This window comes from Vibrio alfacsensis (assembly GCF_019670485.1).
Lineage (GTDB): Bacteria > Pseudomonadota > Gammaproteobacteria > Enterobacterales > Vibrionaceae > Vibrio > Vibrio alfacsensis.
Genome location: NZ_AP024165.1, coordinates 2,952,499 through 2,978,462, shown reverse-complemented (window position 1 = coordinate 2,978,462; position 25,964 = coordinate 2,952,499). Strand labels below are relative to the sequence as shown.

The 25,964-nt window shown below is 47.6% G+C and carries 5 protein-coding genes, 6 tRNA genes and 9 rRNA genes; 19 read left to right on the top strand and 1 reads right to left on the bottom strand.

The window, feature by feature from the left end:
- Positions 1-85 precede the first annotated feature (85 nt).
- Positions 86-1,693, bottom strand: a complete 1,608-nt coding sequence (gene purH / locus VA249_RS13735) for a bifunctional phosphoribosylaminoimidazolecarboxamide formyltransferase/IMP cyclohydrolase (RefSeq protein ID WP_221068292.1) — start codon at positions 1,691-1,693, stop codon at positions 86-88.
- 282 nt (positions 1,694-1,975) lie between these two features.
- On the opposite strand from purH, the gene zntR reads away from it, so the two are divergent.
- The 19 genes from zntR to rrf (VA249_RS13640) all read left to right on the top strand — a co-directional run bounded on the left by zntR (position 1,976) and on the right by rrf (VA249_RS13640) (position 25,932).
- Positions 1,976-2,386 carry a Zn(2+)-responsive transcriptional regulator gene (gene zntR, locus VA249_RS13730; RefSeq protein WP_221068291.1) on the top strand — a complete coding sequence of 137 codons (411 nt, stop codon included), beginning with the start codon at positions 1,976-1,978 and terminating at the stop codon, positions 2,384-2,386.
- A 143-nt stretch (positions 2,387-2,529) separates the two neighbouring features.
- The gene (gene cadC / locus VA249_RS13725; protein ID WP_221068290.1) at positions 2,530-4,104 is read left to right on the top strand and encodes a lysine decarboxylation/transport transcriptional activator CadC; all 1,575 of its coding nucleotides are present in this window, start codon (positions 2,530-2,532) and stop codon (positions 4,102-4,104) included.
- Positions 4,105-4,921: 817 nt separating this feature from the next.
- Entirely contained in the window at positions 4,922-6,265 is a 1,344-nt protein-coding gene (gene cadB / locus VA249_RS13720) for a cadaverine/lysine antiporter (RefSeq protein WP_128809910.1), read from the top strand.
- Positions 6,266-6,382: 117 nt separating this feature from the next.
- On the top strand, positions 6,383-8,518 hold the full coding sequence (locus tag VA249_RS13715) for a lysine decarboxylase CadA (protein WP_221068289.1): 2,136 nt from the start codon (positions 6,383-6,385) through the stop codon (positions 8,516-8,518).
- Between the two features lie 863 nt (positions 8,519-9,381).
- A 16S ribosomal RNA gene (locus tag VA249_RS13710) occupies positions 9,382-10,936 on the top strand.
- Between the two features lie 89 nt (positions 10,937-11,025).
- Positions 11,026-11,101 (top strand) — tRNA-Glu (locus VA249_RS13705).
- 327 nt (positions 11,102-11,428) lie between these two features.
- Positions 11,429-14,321, top strand: a 23S ribosomal RNA gene (locus tag VA249_RS13700).
- 91 nt (positions 14,322-14,412) lie between these two features.
- Positions 14,413-14,529, top strand: a 5S ribosomal RNA gene (rrf, locus tag VA249_RS13695).
- A gap of 367 nt (positions 14,530-14,896) precedes the next feature.
- Positions 14,897-16,449 (top strand): 16S ribosomal RNA (locus VA249_RS13690).
- 67 nt (positions 16,450-16,516) lie between these two features.
- Positions 16,517-16,593, top strand: a tRNA-Ile gene (locus VA249_RS13685).
- 40 nt (positions 16,594-16,633) lie between these two features.
- Positions 16,634-16,709 (top strand) — tRNA-Ala (locus VA249_RS13680).
- A gap of 306 nt (positions 16,710-17,015) precedes the next feature.
- Positions 17,016-19,908: ribosomal RNA gene (locus VA249_RS13675) — 23S ribosomal RNA — on the top strand.
- A 91-nt stretch (positions 19,909-19,999) separates the two neighbouring features.
- A 5S ribosomal RNA gene (rrf, locus tag VA249_RS13670) occupies positions 20,000-20,116 on the top strand.
- Between the two features lie 367 nt (positions 20,117-20,483).
- A 16S ribosomal RNA gene (locus VA249_RS13665) occupies positions 20,484-22,036 on the top strand.
- A 90-nt stretch (positions 22,037-22,126) separates the two neighbouring features.
- Positions 22,127-22,202: transfer RNA gene (locus VA249_RS13660), tRNA-Glu, on the top strand.
- A gap of 2 nt (positions 22,203-22,204) precedes the next feature.
- Positions 22,205-22,280: transfer RNA gene (locus tag VA249_RS13655), tRNA-Lys, on the top strand.
- A 67-nt stretch (positions 22,281-22,347) separates the two neighbouring features.
- Positions 22,348-22,423 (top strand) — tRNA-Val (locus VA249_RS13650).
- Positions 22,424-22,792: 369 nt separating this feature from the next.
- Positions 22,793-25,685: ribosomal RNA gene (locus VA249_RS13645) — 23S ribosomal RNA — on the top strand.
- A gap of 130 nt (positions 25,686-25,815) precedes the next feature.
- Positions 25,816-25,932, top strand: a 5S ribosomal RNA gene (gene rrf / locus VA249_RS13640).
- The 16S, 23S and 5S rRNA genes sit together here with 6 tRNA genes alongside, the layout of an rRNA operon.
- Positions 25,933-25,964 lie beyond the last annotated feature (32 nt).

Genomic DNA, 25,964 nt, shown 5'->3' with positions numbered 1-25,964 from the left:
CTTTATAAATGATTCTGTTTAGCCCTGATTAAGGCAGGGCTATTAACCACCCAAGGGCCTAGTAATTAGGACCTAACAATATGAATTAGTGGCGGAAGTGACGCATACCCGTAAAGATCATTGCCATGCCGTGTTCGTCTGCTGCAGCGATAACCTCGTCATCACGCATAGAACCGCCAGGCTGAATCACACACTTGATGCCAGCTTCTGCTGCTGCATCGATACCATCACGGAATGGAAAGAACGCATCAGAGGCCATCACACTACCAGCTACCTCTAGACCTTCGTCTGCGGCTTTGATGCCAGCAATTTTTGCTGAGTAAACGCGGCTCATTTGACCTGCGCCGACACCGATAGTCATGTCACCTTTGGCATAAACAATCGCATTTGATTTAACGTATTTCGCGACTTTCCAGCAGAATAGGGCATCTTTCAGCTCTTCTTCTGTTGGTTGACGCTTAGAAACCACTTTCAGGTCATCTAGGTTTACCATGCCTTGGTCACGGTCTTGAACCAGCAGACCACCGTTGACGCGCTTTACATCAAAGCCAGTTGTCTTCGTTGACCATTCGCCACACTCAAGTAGACGTACGTTCTTCTTCGCCGCAACCACTTCAATCGCTTCAGCAGAAACAGACGGCGCGATGATCACTTCAACAAATTGGCGTTCAACAATTGCTTGCGCTGTTTCAGCGTCTAGCTCTTGGTTGAATGCAATGATGCCGCCGAATGCAGAGGTTGGGTCAGTTTGGTAAGCGCGGTTGTACGCTTCTAGGATGTCCTTACCTAGAGCTACACCACATGGGTTCGCGTGCTTTACGATCACACATGCTGGCTCGTTGAACTCTTTCACACACTCAAGTGCTGCGTCAGTGTCTGCGATGTTGTTGTAAGAAAGGGCTTTACCTTGGATTTGGCGAGCAGTAGAAACAGAGGCCTCTTGTGGGGTTGCTTCTACGTAGAAAGCGGCTGCTTGGTGGCTGTTCTCACCGTAGCGCATGTCTTGCTTCTTCTCGAACTGTTGGTTGAATGTGCGAGGGAATTTACTCTTGTTTTCAGGAGAAAGTTCATCACCCTCTTCGTTCTCACCATAAGATGGAACCATAGTGCCGAAGTAGTTTGCGATCATGCCATCGTAAGCTGCAGTATGCTCAAATGCAGCGATAGCAAGGTCAAAGCGAGTTTCTAGAGTTAGAGATTGTTCGTTTGCATCCATCTCTGCAATTACGCGTCCGTAATCGCCTGCGTTAACGACGATAGTCACGTCTTTGTGGTTTTTCGCAGCAGAGCGAACCATAGTAGGACCACCGATATCGATGTTTTCAACCGCGTCAGCAAGAGTACAACCTTCGTTGGCAACGGTTTCTGCAAATGGGTATAGGTTAACGACGACCATGTCGATTGGATTGATGCCGTGCTTTTCCATTACGTCATCATCTTGACCACGACGACCTAGCACACCACCGTGAACTTTTGGGTGAAGCGTCTTAACACGACCGTCCATCATTTCTGGGAAACCAGTGTAATCAGAGACTTCAGTCACGGCGATGCCTTGCTCTGCAAGTAGACGAGCAGTACCACCAGTCGATAGGATATCGACACCGCGCTCAGCAAGAGCTTGTGCAAACTCAACAATACCTGTTTTGTCTGATACGCTGATAAGCGCACGGCGAATAGGACGAGCGTTGTTCATGCTTCCATTTTCCTCAAATTCACGGAGTTAAAGATGTTTGCCAAAAATGAACTTGTTTTTACCTCTTGGGGTAAAATATTGGCCAGTTTTGGTAAAGACCTTTGTTGAGAGCTTTTTAGGTCGATAGCTCTCTGGCTATAAAGCAGCCTCCACTATTTGATGGCGCGTATTCTAACCAATTTATTACAAAAAAGCTCGCGCAATCGTTTGGCATCTCAAAAATAATTATGAAAACCACGATATTTAGCTTTTAAAGTAACGAGATAGTTAATAAGGGAAGTTATGTTTCAGATAGGTGAACTGGCAAAACGCTGCGGTGTGACTGCCGATACATTACGTTTCTACGAAAAAAATACATTGATTAAGCCTGCAGGACGAAGTGACTCGGGCTATCGTCTATATAATGAAGAGAACCAAAAGCAAGTGCGCTTCATTCTTAAAGCAAAAGAGTTGGGCTTAAGTTTAGAAGAGATTAAAGAGCTTCTAGAGATAAAATTAGAGGCCACTGAACACAGCTGTGCAGAGGTAAAAGCCATTACTTCTGCTAAGTTAACGTTGATAGATGACAAGATTGCTGAACTCAATAGAATTCGTACGGCATTAAAGAGAATTAACGATGCTTGTTGTGGGCACAACAACGATGATGCCAGCCATTGTTCTATCCTTGCGGCACTGGAATCGTCTGACACTTAACTTAAGTTTGCATTTTTGACGGCTTGCTTTTCTAGGTCCAGGCCGTTTTACCGCCTATAATCTCGCCTTTAGCCGACCCAAAGAATACGTAATTCCACTTATTCCTAAACGGCGCTGTCTTTTAGATACGAGAGTTTTCATACATGGTTGGAGTCTATTTTCAGATCAATGATTGGGTTTTAAGCGTTGATGAAAATAAGCTGTATCGACAAGACAGGGAAGTTTCCGTTGAACCGCGCTTAATTAACCTGCTGCACTTTCTTGCTGAGCATGCCAGTGAAGTGTTCAATCGCGAAGAGCTGATCCAATACGTTTGGGCGGGTGCGATTGTGACTGACCAAGTGGTAACGCAGTCTATCTTCGAGCTGCGTAAGTTGTTGCGTGATGGCAGAGAAGAAAACATCAGCTATGTGATCACTGTGCCTAAACGAGGTTATAAGCTGGTGGCTAATGTCACGCCAATGACGCACGAGGAATTTCTGGCAAGCCGTCATTGTGATGCAGAGGCTCTTTTTCCGGATGTTGAAAGCGTTGAAGAAGTCAGACTTGATGCGCCAACACCTAGTATTGCATTCCCAGCAGGGCCTTTAACTCGTGCGGTGTGCGAGATGTCAAAAGAGAAAAAAAAGGCTCCTCGTAAACCCAACAAAATCAGTCCTTGGCGTTTAGGTTTTATGAACTTCATTTGGATCAGTCTTTTGGTCGTGGTGATGGGAGTATTTACCTACAAGCAGTCAGAAGTTCGTATTACTCAAGCCATTGATACTCATTTAATCGAGTTCAAGTTCCAAGATGATTTTAGTCGAGACAGTTTAAGCTACGAGCTTGCAGATGGTTTTGCTCAGAAATTGATGGCGGATATTGCCCAAGTCAGTGATTATCGGGTGATGCTCAAGAAAGCCACCTTTACTAATGGCATCGTACCCGGGAAATCGGTAGTGGTTCGAGTGAAAGCGAACGAGGGTGGTAATTTTCTAGAAGTTGAGTATCGCAACAATTCCTCAGAAAAAGTACTGTTCAGTCGTCAATATGCATTGGCAGATAATCATTTGAAGACCGTACTACAGCAAGCCTCTTTGGATTTGATGCATGTTCTGAAAGTTCCAGATGCTAAAGAAAAGTCTCAGGTGCTGGTGGCGGGAATGCCAACTAATCCTGAAGCGCTCAAATTATTTATCCAAGCGAACCATTACTTGAATGTATCAGATGTGAATCAATTCCAACGTGGCATTGACTTAATGGAGAGTATTCTAGAAATCGAGCCAGAGAATGCATATGTACAAGCTGAATTATTGATTGCTTACCATGTGCAGAAAGCACTTGATCCAGCTCTAGAGTTGCGAAAGGGAAGAGTACAACAACTCAGTGATGCGCTGGAAACGAATTCAGAAGTGATGGTTGGGCCTATTCAGCCCCGTATCTTTGAGGCATTGGCGCTGCATGAAACCATCGTTGGGGATGTTGATACCGCAAAACAGCATTTAAATCAGGCGCTTGAAATTAGAGATTCAGTGTTGTCTTACGTGATCAGAGGCAAGCATGCTGAATTGGATGGCGACTTGGATTGGGCAAGTGAGTCTTACAGTGAAGCATTTTATATTGATACTTCTGTTGAAACCTATCTGTTGTGTGAGAACTTGGTCTTCCCAAGTAACATGAAAGCCATTGATTACGCTATGTATCGAGCCGTGCACCCGTCAGTTGTACGCATGTTGTAATGTGAGCGCTTTGCTAAAACGGTATATAGTAATACTGTTTGATATCTAATGTTTTAATGAATGTAGATTAAGCCTTTCACTTTGGTGGAAGGCTTTTTGCTATCTATTGTCTTATTGCCCTATTGCCCTTGCCTCGTCCTGAAATGTGACAGATAAAATTGTTGCATCTTTCCCGCTCCACTCATCGTTAGATTACTTGAGAAATATGGTTTGACGTGATGGTTTCTATGGAGAGTTATTGGCTTACTGCTTACTGCTTACTGCTTACTACTTACTACCTGTCCATTCCGTTATGCCTAAACTCATAAGGTTGAACCTCGTTCAGTGTTGAAATGATCTTGTAAGTAGCAATTGCAAGGTTATTTATCCGCAATAAGAGCGGTCTTTATTCATTAATGAGCAATGAACTATCACAACATTGATGCACATCAATTGCTGTTGGCCAGGGGTAAGAGCATTCATCAACAGTTTGAGTAATTAATACGCCCTTTTATTGGAATGATGGTGGATTATGAGGTTTATGGAAAATAGGCTGAGGTTGATATTTTTACCTTTTGAATATGAGTACTTTAGCTTTTAAGTTTAAGTGTTTGTATATATTGATTTTATGTTTTTTAGTTTATCAGGTTTATCTCAGTTTTATACCGATGGGCTAATTATTTTATTGATAACCCCAAGTTTATTTTTTTCCCAGTTTTTGGGCGTAGTCTTCACTTCGAAATTTAGCGAGGTCGAGCAGGTTCTTCCTCATAGCATCTCGCTAATAACCGTTCAGTTTGAGTCATGTTGACTCGAGTAGAATAGATTTGGAGATGTTATGTCATCGAATGCGAAAAAAATCGGCCTTATTGCCTGTACGGGTGTCGTAGCCGGTAACATGATGGGTAGTGGTATCGCACTATTACCTTCTAGCCTTGCTTCTGTAGGCTCTGTTTCAATCTTCAGTTGGCTGATCTGTTTGGTCGGTGCACTGAGTCTGGCGTTTGTTTACGCTCGTCTGGCAACCAAAAACCCTCAAGAAGGTGGTCCTATCGCTTACGCTGGCGAAGTATCTCCTGTATTTGGTTTCCAAACGGGCGTTCTTTATTACCATGCGAACTGGATTGGTAACCTGGCTATTGCTATTACAGGTGTTTCTTACCTTTCAGTATTCTTCCCTGTGCTTAATAACCCAATCCCAGCAGGTATTGCGACGATTGCATCAGTATGGATCTTCACTCTTGTTAACCTACTTGGTGGTAGCTGGGTAAGCCGTCTATGTACGCTTGGTCTAGTTCTTATTCTTATCCCAGTTGTTGGTACAGCCGCATTTGGTTGGACGCACTTCGATACTGCGCTTTACAGCCAAAACTGGAACGTATCAGCAGGCACTGACAGCCACGCGGTAGTAACAGCGGTTCTTATCTGTCTATGGTCATTCGTAGGTGTGGAATCAGCAGCGGTATCTACTGGTATGGTAGAGAACCCTAAACGTACTGTACCACTAGCAACTATGTTAGGTACTGGTATCGCAGGTGTGATTTACATCCTATCAACTCAAATGATCAGCGGCATGTTCCCAGCATCAGAAGTTGCGGCATCAGGTGCGCCATTTGCACTAGCAACCACTGAGCTATTCGGTAGCTGGACAGCACCATTCGTATCAGCATTCACAGCGCTAGCATGTTTCACTTCGCTAGGTTCTTGGATGATGTTAGTAGGTGAAGCGGGTAAACGTGCAGCAAACGACGGCAACTTCCCTAAAATCTACGGCGAAACTGACAAAAACGGTGTGCCTAAAAAAGGTCTAATCCTTGCATCAATTAAGATGACTGCACTGATGGTTGTACTGATGTTCTTCAGCTCTAAAACAGCACACGCATCAGACCTATTCAACCAGCTAACAACTGACGCGGTTCTACTAACTATGCTGCCTTATTTCTACTCAAGCATTAACTTGATTCGCTTCGAAGGTATGACAACACGCAACGGCTTCGTAATGCTGTTCTCTGGTGTGGCTTGTCTGTTCTGCTTCATCGCACTAGCGGGTGCAGAGGGCGGTACGCTAACAGCAACTTTCATCGTTTCTCTCGTTATCTTGATGTTCTACAGCAAAAAAGCAGGTCTTGCTCAGTACGTGAAAATGCACGCTGACGACATGCCTGCCCAAGCAAGCAACTAATCCCCAAAACGCTGGCACTACGGTGCCAGCCCATAAACCCCAAATTCACGCGGCGCTCACCTTACTCATTGCCTGTAAATGGCAAAGAGCGCCCTCATTCGCCTTGGAGATGTCCAAATGAATATATTCGCTATCTTGAACCACATGGGTGTGTTCTTTAAAGAAGAGCCAGTTCGTCAACTTCACGCTGCTCTTGAGAAAGCGGGCTACGAAGTGGTTTACCCAGTAGATGATAAAGACTTGATCAAAATGATTGAGATGAACCCACGCATTTGCGGTGTGTTGTTCGACTGGGATAAATATTCACTAGAGCTATGTGAACGTATTAGCCAAATCAACGAAAAACTGCCTGTTCACGCATTTGCTAACGAACAGTCTACTCTAGACATTTCACTAACAGACCTACGTCTAAACGTGAGCTTCTTCGAGTACGCTTTAGGTATGGCTGACGACATCGCTATCAAAATCAACCAAGCGACTGAGGCATACAAAGATGCAATCATGCCTCCATTCACTAAAGCGCTATTCAAATACGTAGAAGAAGGTAAATACACTTTCTGTACTCCAGGTCACATGGGTGGTACTGCATTCCAGAAAAGCCCTGCTGGTAGTATCTTCTATGATTTTTACGGTCCAAACACATTTAAAGCGGACGTATCAATCTCAATGCCTGAGCTAGGTTCTCTACTAGACCACTCAGGTCCACATAAAGATGCAGAAGAATACATCGCACGTACATTCAATGCAGACAGCTCTTACATCGTAACCAACGGTACGTCTACATCGAACAAAATTGTCGGTATGTACTCAGCACCAGCGGGTAGCACAGTACTGATTGACCGTAACTGTCACAAATCTCTGACTCACCTAATGATGATGAGCGACGTGACACCAATCTACTTCCGCCCAACTCGTAACGCATACGGCATTCTTGGTGGTATTCCCCAAAGTGAATTCAGCCGTGATGTAATTGCAGAGAAAGTTTCGAAAACACCAGGTGCAACAGCACCATCTTATGCAGTAGTGACTAACTCAACTTACGATGGCCTGTTGTACAACACACAATTCATCAAAGAGTCGCTAGATTGTAAACACATCCACTTCGACAGTGCTTGGGTGCCTTACACTAACTTCAACCCAATTTACGAAGGTAAATGTGGTATGAGTGGTGAAGCGATGCCAGGCAAAGTGTTCTATGAAACACAATCAACACACAAACTGTTGGCGGCATTTTCACAAGCTTCAATGATCCATGTGAAAGGTGATTTTGATAAAGAATCTTTCAACGAAGCATTCATGATGCACACTTCAACTTCACCTCAGTACGGTATTGTTGCTTCTACTGAGACTGCAGCGGCAATGATGCGCGGCAACACGGGTAAGAAGTTGATGCAAGACTCTATCGATCGCGCAATCCGCTTCCGTAAAGAGATCAAACGTCTGGAAGCAGAAAGTGACAGCTGGTTCTTCGATGTATGGCAACCAGAAAACATCGATACCACTGAATGTTGGAAACTGGATCCTAGCGACACATGGCACGGCTTCAAGAACATGGATGACAATCACATGTATCTTGACCCAATCAAAGTAACGCTACTGACTCCAGGGATGAATAAAGAAGGAGAACTAGAAGAATCAGGTATTCCTGCTTCGCTGGTGGCTAAATTCCTAGACGAGCGCGGCATCGTGGTAGAGAAAACAGGTCCATACAACTTGTTGTTCCTATTCTCAATCGGTATCGACAAATCAAAAGCAATGCAATTGCTACGTGGCCTAACTGAATTTAAACGTGGCTACGACTTGAACCTAACCATCAAGAGCTTCCTACCTTCGCTATACAACGAAGACCCAAGCTTCTATGAAGGCATGCGCGTTCAAGAACTAGCACAAGCAATTCATGACCTAACTAAGAAATACAACCTACCAGAGCTAATGTACAAAGCGTTCGATGTACTTCCAGAAATGAAAGTAACACCACACGCAGCATGGCAAGAAGAGCTTCGTGGCAACATCGAAGAAATCAAACTGGAAGAAATGGTTGGCCGCGTAAGTGCGAACATGATCCTTCCTTACCCTCCAGGTGTGCCACTAGTACTTCCTGGTGAAATGGTGACTCAAGAGTCTCGCCCTGTGCTGGACTTCCTAGAGATGCTTTGTGAGATCGGTGCGCATTACCCTGGTTTCGAAACCGACATCCACGGTCTATACCAACAAAAAGATGGTAGCTACACCGTAAAAGTATTGAAGAACTAAGTTCTTGACCGAAGATGACGCTTTGAGAATGCAAGCATGCTCCACTCATATCAGTTCAAGGCGCCATTTAATCACTACGACATTTATAGGTATCCCCAACTAATCTGTCGTAAAAGTAGAGCAAGGAAGCTCTGCTCTTTTCTTCTATATATAGAAGAAACATATTTCCAAGATTTCACCTGAAATACCCCAAGTAAAAAGCAAAGACCAAAGAGCAGTTCGTTATCGTTCTGCTCTTTTTTTATTGCTTGCAAGAGTAGGTGGTGGAAAAACGATGCAGAAAACGAGAACAGCGACAGAATTTGCAAAGAAACAAGCCGTTTTTATTTATGTAAGTGATAGTTTTTTTGTAGGAATAAAGGGAGTGGGTACGAAAAAATGGAGGAAATTGCTGAACAAATACACATGGTGTTTATTATTTGTGCGGTTGAGTTTTTTTTTGCAAAAAATGCTTGTGCTAATTTCTCAGTTCCCTATACTGCGCATCCACCGACACGGAGTGAGACGAAAGTCACACAGCGAGTTGGCAAGAGAGAAAAAGAAGTTTGAAAAACGCTTGACTCTCAAATTGGAAAGCGTATTATACGCACCCCTAGCGACGAGACGCTGAAGCGGCAAGTTAGTTAGAAAGCTCTTTAACAATATAGACCTATCAATCTGTGTGGGCACTCGTTGATGATAATCCAATTAGAAACTTCGGTTTCAAATTAGGTTTCAATGAACTGAGTGACCAAACGAGTCGAAAGACTTGGCACAGTCAATTCATTATCGTTCTGTTGGAGCGATAATAGCTTTAAAATTACTTCTTACTTTCGAGTAAGAGCAGTTTTGAAGTCAGTATTCATTGAGCCGAACAAAATCTTAAATTGAAGAGTTTGATCATGGCTCAGATTGAACGCTGGCGGCAGGCCTAACACATGCAAGTCGAGCGGCAGCGACAACATTGAATCTTCGGAGGATTTGTTGGGCGGCGAGCGGCGGACGGGTGAGTAATGCCTAGGAAATTGCCCTGATGTGGGGGATAACCATTGGAAACGATGGCTAATACCGCATGATGCCTACGGGCCAAAGAGGGGGACCTTCGGGCCTCTCGCGTCAGGATATGCCTAGGTGGGATTAGCTAGTTGGTGAGGTAAGGGCTCACCAAGGCGACGATCCCTAGCTGGTCTGAGAGGATGATCAGCCACACTGGAACTGAGACACGGTCCAGACTCCTACGGGAGGCAGCAGTGGGGAATATTGCACAATGGGCGCAAGCCTGATGCAGCCATGCCGCGTGTGTGAAGAAGGCCTTCGGGTTGTAAAGCACTTTCAGTAGGGAGGAAGGTTCATGCGTTAATAGCGTATGGATTTGACGTTACCTACAGAAGAAGCACCGGCTAACTCCGTGCCAGCAGCCGCGGTAATACGGAGGGTGCGAGCGTTAATCGGAATTACTGGGCGTAAAGCGCATGCAGGTGGTTTGTTAAGTCAGATGTGAAAGCCCGGGGCTCAACCTCGGAATTGCATTTGAAACTGGCAGACTAGAGTACTGTAGAGGGGGGTAGAATTTCAGGTGTAGCGGTGAAATGCGTAGAGATCTGAAGGAATACCGGTGGCGAAGGCGGCCCCCTGGACAGATACTGACACTCAGATGCGAAAGCGTGGGGAGCAAACAGGATTAGATACCCTGGTAGTCCACGCCGTAAACGATGTCTACTTGGAGGTTGTGGCCTTGAGCCGTGGCTTTCGGAGCTAACGCGTTAAGTAGACCGCCTGGGGAGTACGGTCGCAAGATTAAAACTCAAATGAATTGACGGGGGCCCGCACAAGCGGTGGAGCATGTGGTTTAATTCGATGCAACGCGAAGAACCTTACCTACTCTTGACATCCAGAGAAGCCAGTAGAGATACAGGTGTGCCTTCGGGAACTCTGAGACAGGTGCTGCATGGCTGTCGTCAGCTCGTGTTGTGAAATGTTGGGTTAAGTCCCGCAACGAGCGCAACCCTTATCCTTGTTTGCCAGCGAGTAATGTCGGGAACTCCAGGGAGACTGCCGGTGATAAACCGGAGGAAGGTGGGGACGACGTCAAGTCATCATGGCCCTTACGAGTAGGGCTACACACGTGCTACAATGGCGCATACAGAGGGCAGCCAACTTGCGAAAGTGAGCGAATCCCAAAAAGTGCGTCGTAGTCCGGATTGGAGTCTGCAACTCGACTCCATGAAGTCGGAATCGCTAGTAATCGTGGATCAGAATGCCACGGTGAATACGTTCCCGGGCCTTGTACACACCGCCCGTCACACCATGGGAGTGGGCTGCAAAAGAAGTAGGTAGTTTAACCTTTCGGGGAGGACGCTTACCACTTTGTGGTTCATGACTGGGGTGAAGTCGTAACAAGGTAGCGCTAGGGGAACCTGGCGCTGGATCACCTCCTTATACGATGATTACTCACGATGAGTGTCCACACAGATTGATACGGTTTATAAGTAAAAGAGACGAAGATATCCCAATATCTTCAATCCAGTGTCCCGTTCGTCTAGAGGCCTAGGACACCGCCCTTTCACGGCGGTAACAGGGGTTCGACTCCCCTACGGGATACCATCTTTAAGCACACTTTCTTTTAATAGAAAGCAGAGTGTTTTTAAAAATGGTTACTTCATGAGAAGTGATTAGCTCTTTAACAATTTGGAAAGCTGACAAAACAAATCTTGTCTTAAATAGATAAGCATTTGTTTGTAAAGTTCTCAAAGTATTCATTTCGATGAATACACAAAAACACATTCAAGTGTTCTTGGGTTTTGCGAAAGCAAAACATATTTGAGTCCGGCAAAATCGATAGCTATCTCGCTCATTCAAATAATGAGATAGCAACTTTGGTTGTTTAAACAACAAACTCAAGATTTCTTCTGAAACTCTTTGGGGTTGTATGGTTAAGTGACTAAGCGTACACGGTGGATGCCTTGGCAGTCAGAGGCGATGAAAGACGTAGTAACTTGCGATAAGCCCAGATTAGGTAGTAACAACCATTTGAGTCTGGGATTTCTGAATGGGGAAACCCACTAGCATAAGCTAGTATCATTAACTGAATTCATAGGTTAATGAGGCGAACCGGGGGAACTGAAACATCTAAGTACCCCGAGGAAAAGAAATCAACCGAGATTCCGAAAGTAGCGGCGAGCGAAATTGGACTAGCCCTTAAGCTTTATATGCGTTAGACGAACGGTCTGGAAAGTCCGGCGATACAGGGTGATAGCCCCGTAGTCGACAACGCACATTCAGTGAAATCGAGTAGGGCGGGACACGTGATATCCTGTCTGAATATGGGGGGACCATCCTCCAAGGCTAAATACTACTGACTGACCGATAGTGAACCAGTACCGTGAGGGAAAGGCGAAAAGAACCCCTGTGAGGGGAGTGAAATAGAACCTGAAACCGTGTACGTACAAGCAGTAGGAGCAGGCATTGCGTCCTGTGACTGCGTACCTTTTGTATAATGGGTCAGCGACTTATATTCAGTGGCAAGGTTAACCATCTAGGGGAGCCGTAGGGAAACCGAGTCTTAACTGGGCGTTCAGTCTCTGGATATAGACCCGAAACCAGGTGATCTAGCCATGGGCAGGTTGAAGATTGAGTAACATCAATTGGAGGACCGAACCGACTAATGTTGAAAAATTAGCGGATGACTTGTGGCTAGGGGTGAAAGGCCAATCAAACCTGGAGATAGCTGGTTCTCCCCGAAAGCTATTTAGGTAGCGCCTCGGACGAATACTACTGGGGGTAGAGCACTGTTAAGGCTAGGGGGTCATCCCGACTTACCAACCCTTTGCAAACTCCGAATACCAGTAAGTACTATCCGGGAGACACACGGCGGGTGCTAACGTCCGTCGTGGAGAGGGAAACAACCCAGACCGCCAGCTAAGGTCCCAAATTATTACTAAGTGGGAAACGATGTGGGAAGGCTCAGACAGCCAGGATGTTGGCTTAGAAGCAGCCATCATTTAAAGAAAGCGTAATAGCTCACTGGTCGAGTCGGCCTGCGCGGAAGATGTAACGGGGCTAAGTAATAAACCGAAGCTGCGGCAATGAAGTTTACTTCATTGGGTAGGGGAGCGTTCTGTAAGCCGTTGAAGGTGTGTTGTAAAGCATGCTGGAGGTATCAGAAGTGCGAATGCTGACATGAGTAACGATAAAGGGGGTGAAAAACCTCCTCGCCGGAAGACCAAGGGTTCCTGTCCAACGTTAATCGGGGCAGGGTAAGTCGACCCCTAAGGCGAGGCCGAAAGGCGTAGTCGATGGGAAACGGGTTAATATTCCCGTACTTCTTACAATTGCGATGGGGGGACGGAGAAGGCTAGGTGGGCCTGGCGACGGTTGTCCAGGTTCAAGTGCGTAGGCTTAAGAGTTAGGTAAATCCGGCTCTTTTTAAGGCTGAGACACGACGTCGAGCTACTACGGTAGTGAAGTCATTGATGCCATGCTTCCAGGAAAAGCCTCTAAGCTTCAGATTGTAAGGAATCGTACCCCAAACCGACACAGGTGGTCGGGTAGAGAATACCAAGGCGCTTGAGAGAACTCGGGTGAAGGAACTAGGCAAAATGGTACCGTAACTTCGGGAGAAGGTACGCTCTTGATGGTGAAGTCCCTTGCGGATGGAGCTGACGAGAGTCGCAGATACCAGGTGGCTGCAACTGTTTATTAAAAACACAGCACTGTGCAAAATCGTAAGATGACGTATACGGTGTGACGCCTGCCCGGTGCCGGAAGGTTAATTGATGGGGTTAGACTTCGGTCGAAGCTCTTGATCGAAGCCCCGGTAAACGGCGGCCGTAACTATAACGGTCCTAAGGTAGCGAAATTCCTTGTCGGGTAAGTTCCGACCTGCACGAATGGCGTAATGATGGCCACGCTGTCTCCACCCGAGACTCAGTGAAATTGAAATCGCTGTGAAGATGCAGTGTACCCGCGGCTAGACGGAAAGACCCCGTGAACCTTTACTACAGCTTGGCACTGAACATTGACCCTACATGTGTAGGATAGGTGGGAGGCTTTGAAGCAGGTACGCTAGTATCTGTGGAGCCGTCCTTGAAATACCACCCTTGTAGTGTTGATGTTCTAACGTCGACCCCTTATCGGGGTTGCGGACAGTGCCTGGTGGGTAGTTTGACTGGGGCGGTCTCCTCCCAAAGAGTAACGGAGGAGCACGAAGGTGGGCTAATCACGGTTGGACATCGTGAGGTTAGTGCAATGGCATAAGCCCGCTTGACTGCGAGAATGACAATTCGAGCAGGTGCGAAAGCAGGTCATAGTGATCCGGTGGTTCTGAATGGAAGGGCCATCGCTCAACGGATAAAAGGTACTCCGGGGATAACAGGCTGATACCGCCCAAGAGTTCATATCGACGGCGGTGTTTGGCACCTCGATGTCGGCTCATCACATCCTGGGGCTGAAGTCGGTCCCAAGGGTATGGCTGTTCGCCATTTAAAGTGGTACGCGAGCTGGGTTTAGAACGTCGTGAGACAGTTCGGTCCCTATCTGCCGTGGGCGTTGGAGAATTGAAAGGGGCTGCTCCTAGTACGAGAGGACCGGAGTGGACGAACCTCTGGTGTTCGGGTTGTGTCGCCAGACGCATTGCCCGGTAGCTAAGTTCGGAATCGATAACCGCTGAAAGCATCTAAGCGGGAAGCGAGCCTTGAGATGAGTTCTCCCTGATACTTTAAGTATCCTAAAGGGTTGTCGGAGACTACGACGTTGATAGGTCAGGTGTGTAAGTGCTGTGAGGCATTGAGCTAACTGATACTAATTGCCCGTGAGGCTTAACCATACAACACCCAAAGGGTTTTGATGGACTCAAAGCAAGAACAGACTTGATTGTGTAGAGAACACAGAAACAGCTTTCCAGATTAAAGAATTTGCTTGGCGACCATAGCATTTTGGACCCACCTGATTTCCATTCCGAACTCAGAAGTGAAACGAAATAGCGCCGATGGTAGTGTGGGGCTTCCCCATGTGAGAGTAGGACATCGCCAGGCTTTAATTTTGCACTTGCTTAATATTTAAGCAAGTCACCATAAAGTTCTGAATTTTTTTAGAGTTTTATGTTGACTTTCAAAGTGAAAAGCGTATTATACGCACCTCGCTTAAGTGCTAAGGCACTGAAAGCCAAGCTCTTTAACAATATAGACCTATCAATCTGTGTGGGCACTCGTTGATGATAATCCAATTAGAAACTTCGGTTTCAAATTAGGTTTCAATGAACTGAGTGACCAAACGAGTCGAAAGACTTGGCACAGTCAATTCATTATCGTTCTGTTGGAACGATAATAGCTTTAAAATTACTTCTTACTTTCGAGTAAGAGCAGTTTTGAAGTCAGTATTCATTGAGCCGAACAAAATCTTAAATTGAAGAGTTTGATCATGGCTCAGATTGAACGCTGGCGGCAGGCCTAACACATGCAAGTCGAGCGGCAGCGACAACATTGAATCTTCGGAGGATTTGTTGGGCGGCGAGCGGCGGACGGGTGAGTAATGCCTAGGAAATTGCCCTGATGTGGGGGATAACCATTGGAAACGATGGCTAATACCGCATGATGCCTACGGGCCAAAGAGGGGGACCTTCGGGCCTCTCGCGTCAGGATATGCCTAGGTGGGATTAGCTAGTTGGTGAGGTAAGGGCTCACCAAGGCGACGATCCCTAGCTGGTCTGAGAGGATGATCAGCCACACTGGAACTGAGACACGGTCCAGACTCCTACGGGAGGCAGCAGTGGGGAATATTGCACAATGGGCGCAAGCCTGATGCAGCCATGCCGCGTGTGTGAAGAAGGCCTTCGGGTTGTAAAGCACTTTCAGTAGGGAGGAAGGTTCATGCGTTAATAGCGTATGGATTTGACGTTACCTACAGAAGAAGCACCGGCTAACTCCGTGCCAGCAGCCGCGGTAATACGGAGGGTGCGAGCGTTAATCGGAATTACTGGGCGTAAAGCGCATGCAGGTGGTTTGTTAAGTCAGATGTGAAAGCCCGGGGCTCAACCTCGGAATTGCATTTGAAACTGGCAGACTAGAGTACTGTAGAGGGGGGTAGAATTTCAGGTGTAGCGGTGAAATGCGTAGAGATCTGAAGGAATACCGGTGGCGAAGGCGGCCCCCTGGACAGATACTGACACTCAGATGCGAAAGCGTGGGGAGCAAACAGGATTAGATACCCTGGTAGTCCACGCCGTAAACGATGTCTACTTGGAGGTTGTGGCCTTGAGCCGTGGCTTTCGGAGCTAACGCGTTAAGTAGACCGCCTGGGGAGTACGGTCGCAAGATTAAAACTCAAATGAATTGACGGGGGCCCGCACAAGCGGTGGAGCATGTGGTTTAATTCGATGCAACGCGAAGAACCTTACCTACTCTTGACATCCAGAGAAGCCAGTAGAGATACAGGTGTGCCTTCGGGAACTCTGAGACAGGTGCTGCATGGCTGTCGTCAGCTCGTGTTGTGAAATGTTGGGTTAAGTCCCGCAACGAGCGCAACCCTTATCCTTGTTTGCCAGCGAGTAATGTCGGGAACTCCAGGGAGACTGCCGGTGATAAACCGGAGGAAGGTGGGGACGACGTCAAGTCATCATGGCCCTTACGAGTAGGGCTACACACGTGCTACAATGGCGCATACAGAGGGCAGCCAACTTGCGAAAGTGAGCGAATCCCAAAAAGTGCGTCGTAGTCCGGATTGGAGTCTGCAACTCGACTCCATGAAGTCGGAATCGCTAGTAATCGTGGATCAGAATGCCACGGTGAATACGTTCCCGGGCCTTGTACACACCGCCCGTCACACCATGGGAGTGGGCTGCAAAAGAAGTAGGTAGTTTAACCTTCGGGAGGACGCTTACCACTTTGTGGTTCATGACTGGGGTGAAGTCGTAACAAGGTAGCGCTAGGGGAACCTGGCGCTGGATCACCTCCTTATACGATGATTACTCACGATGAGTGTCCACACAGATTGATACGGTTTATAAGTAAAAGAGACGATACTGGGTCTGTAGCTCAGGTGGTTAGAGCGTTCGCCTGATAAGCGAGAGGTCGGTGGTTCGAGTCCACTCAGACCCACCACTTCCTTTTAGGAATTGGTATGCAGTATCGACACCTAGATGGGGCTATAGCTCAGCTGGGAGAGCGCCTGCCTTGCACGCAGGAGGTCTGCGGTTCGATCCCGCATAGCTCCACCATCTTTAAGCACTCTTACGAGAGTTTTTAAAAATGGTTCTTAATGAATCTAGCTCTTTAACAATTTGGAAAGCTGACAAAACAAATCTTGTCTTAAATAGATAAGCGTTTGTTTGTAAAGTTCTCAAAGTATTCATTTCGATGAATACACAAAAACACATTCAAGTGTTCTTGGGTTTTGCGAAAGCAAAACATATTTGAGTCCGGCAAAATCGATAGCTATCTCGCTCATTCAAATAATGAGATAGCAACTTTGGTTGTTTAAACAACAAACTCAAGATTTCTTCTGAAACTCTTTGGGGTTGTATGGTTAAGTGACTAAGCGTACACGGTGGATGCCTTGGCAGTCAGAGGCGATGAAAGACGTAGTAACTTGCGATAAGCCCAGATTAGGTAGTAACAACCATTTGAGTCTGGGATTTCTGAATGGGGAAACCCACTAGCATAAGCTAGTATCATTAACTGAATTCATAGGTTAATGAGGCGAACCGGGGGAACTGAAACATCTAAGTACCCCGAGGAAAAGAAATCAACCGAGATTCCGAAAGTAGCGGCGAGCGAAATTGGACTAGCCCTTAAGCTTTATATGCGTTAGACGAACGGTCTGGAAAGTCCGGCGATACAGGGTGATAGCCCCGTAGTCGACAACGCACATTCAGTGAAATCGAGTAGGGCGGGACACGTGATATCCTGTCTGAATATGGGGGGACCATCCTCCAAGGCTAAATACTACTGACTGACCGATAGTGAACCAGTACCGTGAGGGAAAGGCGAAAAGAACCCCTGTGAGGGGAGTGAAATAGAACCTGAAACCGTGTACGTACAAGCAGTAGGAGCAGGCATTGCGTCCTGTGACTGCGTACCTTTTGTATAATGGGTCAGCGACTTATATTCAGTGGCAAGGTTAACCATCTAGGGGAGCCGTAGGGAAACCGAGTCTTAACTGGGCGTTCAGTCTCTGGATATAGACCCGAAACCAGGTGATCTAGCCATGGGCAGGTTGAAGATTGAGTAACATCAATTGGAGGACCGAACCGACTAATGTTGAAAAATTAGCGGATGACTTGTGGCTAGGGGTGAAAGGCCAATCAAACCTGGAGATAGCTGGTTCTCCCCGAAAGCTATTTAGGTAGCGCCTCGGACGAATACTACTGGGGGTAGAGCACTGTTAAGGCTAGGGGGTCATCCCGACTTACCAACCCTTTGCAAACTCCGAATACCAGTAAGTACTATCCGGGAGACACACGGCGGGTGCTAACGTCCGTCGTGGAGAGGGAAACAACCCAGACCGCCAGCTAAGGTCCCAAATTATTACTAAGTGGGAAACGATGTGGGAAGGCTCAGACAGCCAGGATGTTGGCTTAGAAGCAGCCATCATTTAAAGAAAGCGTAATAGCTCACTGGTCGAGTCGGCCTGCGCGGAAGATGTAACGGGGCTAAGTAATAAACCGAAGCTGCGGCAATGAAGTTTACTTCATTGGGTAGGGGAGCGTTCTGTAAGCCGTTGAAGGTGTGTTGTAAAGCATGCTGGAGGTATCAGAAGTGCGAATGCTGACATGAGTAACGATAAAGGGGGTGAAAAACCTCCTCGCCGGAAGACCAAGGGTTCCTGTCCAACGTTAATCGGGGCAGGGTAAGTCGACCCCTAAGGCGAGGCCGAAAGGCGTAGTCGATGGGAAACGGGTTAATATTCCCGTACTTCTTACAATTGCGATGGGGGGACGGAGAAGGCTAGGTGGGCCTGGCGACGGTTGTCCAGGTTCAAGTGCGTAGGCTTAAGAGTTAGGTAAATCCGGCTCTTTCTAAGGCTGAGACACGACGTCGAGCTACTACGGTAGTGAAGTCATTGATGCCATGCTTCCAGGAAAAGCCTCTAAGCTTCAGATTGTAAGGAATCGTACCCCAAACCGACACAGGTGGTCGGGTAGAGAATACCAAGGCGCTTGAGAGAACTCGGGTGAAGGAACTAGGCAAAATGGTACCGTAACTTCGGGAGAAGGTACGCTCTTGATGGTGAAGTCCCTTGCGGATGGAGCTGACGAGAGTCGCAGATACCAGGTGGCTGCAACTGTTTATTAAAAACACAGCACTGTGCAAAATCGTAAGATGACGTATACGGTGTGACGCCTGCCCGGTGCCGGAAGGTTAATTGATGGGGTTAGACTTCGGTCGAAGCTCTTGATCGAAGCCCCGGTAAACGGCGGCCGTAACTATAACGGTCCTAAGGTAGCGAAATTCCTTGTCGGGTAAGTTCCGACCTGCACGAATGGCGTAATGATGGCCACGCTGTCTCCACCCGAGACTCAGTGAAATTGAAATCGCTGTGAAGATGCAGTGTACCCGCGGCTAGACGGAAAGACCCCGTGAACCTTTACTACAGCTTGGCACTGAACATTGACCCTACATGTGTAGGATAGGTGGGAGGCTTTGAAGCAGGTACGCTAGTATCTGTGGAGCCGTCCTTGAAATACCACCCTTGTAGTGTTGATGTTCTAACGTCGACCCCTTATCGGGGTTGCGGACAGTGCCTGGTGGGTAGTTTGACTGGGGCGGTCTCCTCCCAAAGAGTAACGGAGGAGCACGAAGGTGGGCTAATCACGGTTGGACATCGTGAGGTTAGTGCAATGGCATAAGCCCGCTTGACTGCGAGAATGACAATTCGAGCAGGTGCGAAAGCAGGTCATAGTGATCCGGTGGTTCTGAATGGAAGGGCCATCGCTCAACGGATAAAAGGTACTCCGGGGATAACAGGCTGATACCGCCCAAGAGTTCATATCGACGGCGGTGTTTGGCACCTCGATGTCGGCTCATCACATCCTGGGGCTGAAGTCGGTCCCAAGGGTATGGCTGTTCGCCATTTAAAGTGGTACGCGAGCTGGGTTTAGAACGTCGTGAGACAGTTCGGTCCCTATCTGCCGTGGGCGTTGGAGAATTGAAAGGGGCTGCTCCTAGTACGAGAGGACCGGAGTGGACGAACCTCTGGTGTTCGGGTTGTGTCGCCAGACGCATTGCCCGGTAGCTAAGTTCGGAATCGATAACCGCTGAAAGCATCTAAGCGGGAAGCGAGCCTTGAGATGAGTTCTCCCTGATACTTTAAGTATCCTAAAGGGTTGTCGGAGACTACGACGTTGATAGGTCAGGTGTGTAAGTGCTGTGAGGCATTGAGCTAACTGATACTAATTGCCCGTGAGGCTTAACCATACAACACCCAAAGGGTTTTGATGGACTCAAAGCAAGAACAGACTTGATTGTGTAGAGAACACAGAAACAGCTTTCCAGATTAAAGAATTTGCTTGGCGACCATAGCATTTTGGACCCACCTGATTTCCATTCCGAACTCAGAAGTGAAACGAAATAGCGCCGATGGTAGTGTGGGGTTTCCCCATGTGAGAGTAGGACATCGCCAGGCTTTAATTTTGCACTTGCTTAATATTTAAGCAAGTCACCATAAAGTTCTGAATTTTTTTAGAGTTTTATGTTGACTTTCAAAGTGAAAAGCGTATTATACGCACCTCGCTTAAGTGCTAAGGCACTGAAAGCCAAGCTCTTTAACAATATAGACCTATCAATCTGTGTGGGCACTCGTTGATGATAATCCAATTAGAAACTTCGGTTTCAAATTAGGTTTCAATGAACTGAGTGACCAAACGAGTCGAAAGACTTGGCACAGTCAATTCATTATCGTTCTGTTGGAACGATAATAGCTTTAAAATTACTTCTTACTTTCGAGTAAGAGCAGTTTTGAAGTCAGTATTCATTGAGCCGAACAAAATCTTAAATTGAAGAGTTTGATCATGGCTCAGATTGAACGCTGGCGGCAGGCCTAACACATGCAAGTCGAGCGGCAGCGACAACATTGAATCTTCGGAGGATTTGTTGGGCGGCGAGCGGCGGACGGGTGAGTAATGCCTAGGAAATTGCCCTGATGTGGGGGATAACCATTGGAAACGATGGCTAATACCGCATGATGCCTACGGGCCAAAGAGGGGGACCTTCGGGCCTCTCGCGTCAGGATATGCCTAGGTGGGATTAGCTAGTTGGTGAGGTAAGGGCTCACCAAGGCGACGATCCCTAGCTGGTCTGAGAGGATGATCAGCCACACTGGAACTGAGACACGGTCCAGACTCCTACGGGAGGCAGCAGTGGGGAATATTGCACAATGGGCGCAAGCCTGATGCAGCCATGCCGCGTGTGTGAAGAAGGCCTTCGGGTTGTAAAGCACTTTCAGTAGGGAGGAAGGTTCATGCGTTAATAGCGTATGGATTTGACGTTACCTACAGAAGAAGCACCGGCTAACTCCGTGCCAGCAGCCGCGGTAATACGGAGGGTGCGAGCGTTAATCGGAATTACTGGGCGTAAAGCGCATGCAGGTGGTTTGTTAAGTCAGATGTGAAAGCCCGGGGCTCAACCTCGGAATTGCATTTGAAACTGGCAGACTAGAGTACTGTAGAGGGGGGTAGAATTTCAGGTGTAGCGGTGAAATGCGTAGAGATCTGAAGGAATACCGGTGGCGAAGGCGGCCCCCTGGACAGATACTGACACTCAGATGCGAAAGCGTGGGGAGCAAACAGGATTAGATACCCTGGTAGTCCACGCCGTAAACGATGTCTACTTGGAGGTTGTGGCCTTGAGCCGTGGCTTTCGGAGCTAACGCGTTAAGTAGACCGCCTGGGGAGTACGGTCGCAAGATTAAAACTCAAATGAATTGACGGGGGCCCGCACAAGCGGTGGAGCATGTGGTTTAATTCGATGCAACGCGAAGAACCTTACCTACTCTTGACATCCAGAGAAGCCAGTAGAGATACAGGTGTGCCTTCGGGAACTCTGAGACAGGTGCTGCATGGCTGTCGTCAGCTCGTGTTGTGAAATGTTGGGTTAAGTCCCGCAACGAGCGCAACCCTTATCCTTGTTTGCCAGCGAGTAATGTCGGGAACTCCAGGGAGACTGCCGGTGATAAACCGGAGGAAGGTGGGGACGACGTCAAGTCATCATGGCCCTTACGAGTAGGGCTACACACGTGCTACAATGGCGCATACAGAGGGCAGCCAACTTGCGAAAGTGAGCGAATCCCAAAAAGTGCGTCGTAGTCCGGATTGGAGTCTGCAACTCGACTCCATGAAGTCGGAATCGCTAGTAATCGTGGATCAGAATGCCACGGTGAATACGTTCCCGGGCCTTGTACACACCGCCCGTCACACCATGGGAGTGGGCTGCAAAAGAAGTAGGTAGTTTAACCTTCGGGAGGACGCTTACCACTTTGTGGTTCATGACTGGGGTGAAGTCGTAACAAGGTAGCGCTAGGGGAACCTGGCGCTGGATCACCTCCTTATACGATGATTACTCACGATGAGTGTCCACACAGATTGATACGGTTTATAAAGTAAAAGAGACGAAGATATCCCAATATCTTCAATCCAGTGTCCCGTTCGTCTAGAGGCCTAGGACACCGCCCTTTCACGGCGGTAACAGGGGTTCGACTCCCCTACGGGATACCATTGGGTCGTTAGCTCAGTTGGTAGAGCAGTTGACTTTTAATCAATTGGTCGCAGGTTCGAATCCTGCACGACCCACCATTCTTCTCCACGAAGCATGGCTCTTTATTTTCACTTTTAGAAAGTGAAGGCAAAGGGAAACTTATGTGGGCGATTAGCTCAGTTGGGAGAGCACCTGCCTTACAAGCAGGGGGTCACTGGTTCGAGCCCGGTATCGCCCACCATTCTCTAAGTATTTTTGGATAGGAAAGTCCAAACCACTTCAGTAAAACGGATGTGGTTGGAATTATCGACTCTGAAAGTCTTTAGAAAATGTACTTCCTTGTGAAGAAACATAGCTCTTTAACAATTTGGAAAGCTGACAAAACAAATCTTGTCTTAAATAGATAAGCGTTTGTTTGTAAAGTTCTCAAAGTATTCATTTCGATGAATACACAAAAACACATTCAAGTGTTCTTGGGTTTTGCGAAAGCAAAATATATTTGAGTCCGGCAAAATCGAAAGCTATCTCGCTCATTCAAATAATGAGATAGCAACTTTGGTTGTTTAAACAACAAACTCAAGATTTCTTCTGAAACTCTTTGGGGTTGTATGGTTAAGTGACTAAGCGTACACGGTGGATGCCTTGGCAGTCAGAGGCGATGAAAGACGTAGTAACTTGCGATAAGCCCAGATTAGGTAGTAACAACCATTTGAGTCTGGGATTTCTGAATGGGGAAACCCACTAGCATAAGCTAGTATCATTAACTGAATTCATAGGTTAATGAGGCGAACCGGGGGAACTGAAACATCTAAGTACCCCGAGGAAAAGAAATCAACCGAGATTCCGAAAGTAGCGGCGAGCGAAATTGGACTAGCCCTTAAGCTTTATATGCGTTAGACGAACGGTCTGGAAAGTCCGGCGATACAGGGTGATAGCCCCGTAGTTGACAACGCACATTCAGTGAAATCGAGTAGGGCGGGACACGTGATATCCTGTCTGAATATGGGGGGACCATCCTCCAAGGCTAAATACTACTGACTGACCGATAGTGAACCAGTACCGTGAGGGAAAGGCGAAAAGAACCCCTGTGAGGGGAGTGAAATAGAACCTGAAACCGTGTACGTACAAGCAGTAGGAGCAGGCATTGCGTCCTGTGACTGCGTACCTTTTGTATAATGGGTCAGCGACTTATATTCAGTGGCAAGGTTAACCATCTAGGGGAGCCGTAGGGAAACCGAGTCTTAACTGGGCGTTCAGTCTCTGGATATAGACCCGAAACCAGGTGATCTAGCCATGGGCAGGTTGAAGATTGAGTAACATCAATTGGAGGACCGAACCGACTAATGTTGAAAAATTAGCGGATGACTTGTGGCTAGGGGTGAAAGGCCAATCAAACCTGGAGATAGCTGGTTCTCCCCGAAAGCTATTTAGGTAGCGCCTCGGACGAATACTACTGGGGGTAGAGCACTGTTAAGGCTAGGGGGTCATCCCGACTTACCAACCCTTTGCAAACTCCGAATACCAGTAAGTACTATCCGGGAGACACACGGCGGGTGCTAACGTCCGTCGTGGAGAGGGAAACAACCCAGACCGCCAGCTAAGGTCCCAAATTATTACTAAGTGGGAAACGATGTGGGAAGGCTCAGACAGCCAGGATGTTGGCTTAGAAGCAGCCATCATTTAAAGAAAGCGTAATAGCTCACTGGTCGAGTCGGCCTGCGCGGAAGATGTAACGGGGCTAAGTAATAAACCGAAGCTGCGGCAATGAAGTTTACTTCATTGGGTAGGGGAGCGTTCTGTAAGCCGTTGAAGGTGTGTTGTAAAGCATGCTGGAGGTATCAGAAGTGCGAATGCTGACATGAGTAACGATAAAGGGGGTGAAAAACCTCCTCGCCGGAAGACCAAGGGTTCCTGTCCAACGTTAATCGGGGCAGGGTAAGTCGACCCCTAAGGCGAGGCCGAAAGGCGTAGTCGATGGGAAACGGGTTAATATTCCCGTACTTCTTACAATTGCGATGGGGGGACGGAGAAGGCTAGGTGGGCCTGGCGACGGTTGTCCAGGTTCAAGTGCGTAGGCTTAAGAGTTAGGTAAATCCGGCTCTTTTTAAGGCTGAGACACGACGTCGAGCTACTACGGTAGTGAAGTCATTGATGCCATGCTTCCAGGAAAAGCCTCTAAGCTTCAGATTGTAAGGAATCGTACCCCAAACCGACACAGGTGGTCGGGTAGAGAATACCAAGGCGCTTGAGAGAACTCGGGTGAAGGAACTAGGCAAAATGGTACCGTAACTTCGGGAGAAGGTACGCTCTTGATGGTGAAGTCCCTTGCGGATGGAGCTGACGAGAGTCGCAGATACCAGGTGGCTGCAACTGTTTATTAAAAACACAGCACTGTGCAAAATCGTAAGATGACGTATACGGTGTGACGCCTGCCCGGTGCCGGAAGGTTAATTGATGGGGTTAGACTTCGGTCGAAGCTCTTGATCGAAGCCCCGGTAAACGGCGGCCGTAACTATAACGGTCCTAAGGTAGCGAAATTCCTTGTCGGGTAAGTTCCGACCTGCACGAATGGCGTAATGATGGCCACGCTGTCTCCACCCGAGACTCAGTGAAATTGAAATCGCTGTGAAGATGCAGTGTACCCGCGGCTAGACGGAAAGACCCCGTGAACCTTTACTACAGCTTGGCACTGAACATTGACCCTACATGTGTAGGATAGGTGGGAGGCTTTGAAGCAGGTACGCTAGTATCTGTGGAGCCGTCCTTGAAATACCACCCTTGTAGTGTTGATGTTCTAACGTCGACCCCTTATCGGGGTTGCGGACAGTGCCTGGTGGGTAGTTTGACTGGGGCGGTCTCCTCCCAAAGAGTAACGGAGGAGCACGAAGGTGGGCTAATCACGGTTGGACATCGTGAGGTTAGTGCAATGGCATAAGCCCGCTTGACTGCGAGAATGACAATTCGAGCAGGTGCGAAAGCAGGTCATAGTGATCCGGTGGTTCTGAATGGAAGGGCCATCGCTCAACGGATAAAAGGTACTCCGGGGATAACAGGCTGATACCGCCCAAGAGTTCATATCGACGGCGGTGTTTGGCACCTCGATGTCGGCTCATCACATCCTGGGGCTGAAGTCGGTCCCAAGGGTATGGCTGTTCGCCATTTAAAGTGGTACGCGAGCTGGGTTTAGAACGTCGTGAGACAGTTCGGTCCCTATCTGCCGTGGGCGTTGGAGAATTGAAAGGGGCTGCTCCTAGTACGAGAGGACCGGAGTGGACGAACCTCTGGTGTTCGGGTTGTGTCGCCAGACGCATTGCCCGGTAGCTAAGTTCGGAATCGATAACCGCTGAAAGCATCTAAGCGGGAAGCGAGCCTTGAGATGAGTTCTCCCTGATACTTTAAGTATCCTAAAGGGTTGTCGGAGACTACGACGTTGATAGGTCAGGTGTGTAAGTGCTGTGAGGCATTGAGCTAACTGATACTAATTGCCCGTGAGGCTTAACCATACAACACCCAAAGGGTTTTGATGGACTCAAAGCAAGAACAGACTTGATTGTGTAGAGAACACAAAAACAGCTTTCCAAACTTTTTGTTTTCCCTTTTTTCGAAAAAGCGAAAGTAAAAAGACAGAATTTGTTTGGCGACCATAGCATTTTGGACCCACCTGATTTCCATTCCGAACTCAGAAGTGAAACGAAATAGCGCCGATGGTAGTGTGGGGCTTCCCCATGTGAGAGTAGGACATCGCCAGGCTTTAATTTTAGAAAAAGCCCATTCGAAAGAAT

Bases quoted from the DNA above. Each gene is read 5' to 3' on its own strand.
- purH (WP_221068292.1), bottom strand. From the start codon at position 1,693: ATGAACAACGCTCGTCCTATTCGCCGTGCGCTTATCAGCGTATCAGAC.
- VA249_RS13715 (WP_221068289.1), top strand. From the start codon at position 6,383: ATGAATATATTCGCTATCTTGAACCACATGGGTGTGTTCTTTAAAGAA.
- zntR (WP_221068291.1), top strand. From the start codon at position 1,976: ATGTTTCAGATAGGTGAACTGGCAAAACGCTGCGGTGTGACTGCCGAT.
- cadB (WP_128809910.1), top strand. From the start codon at position 4,922: ATGTCATCGAATGCGAAAAAAATCGGCCTTATTGCCTGTACGGGTGTC.
- cadC (WP_221068290.1), top strand. From the start codon at position 2,530: ATGGTTGGAGTCTATTTTCAGATCAATGATTGGGTTTTAAGCGTTGAT.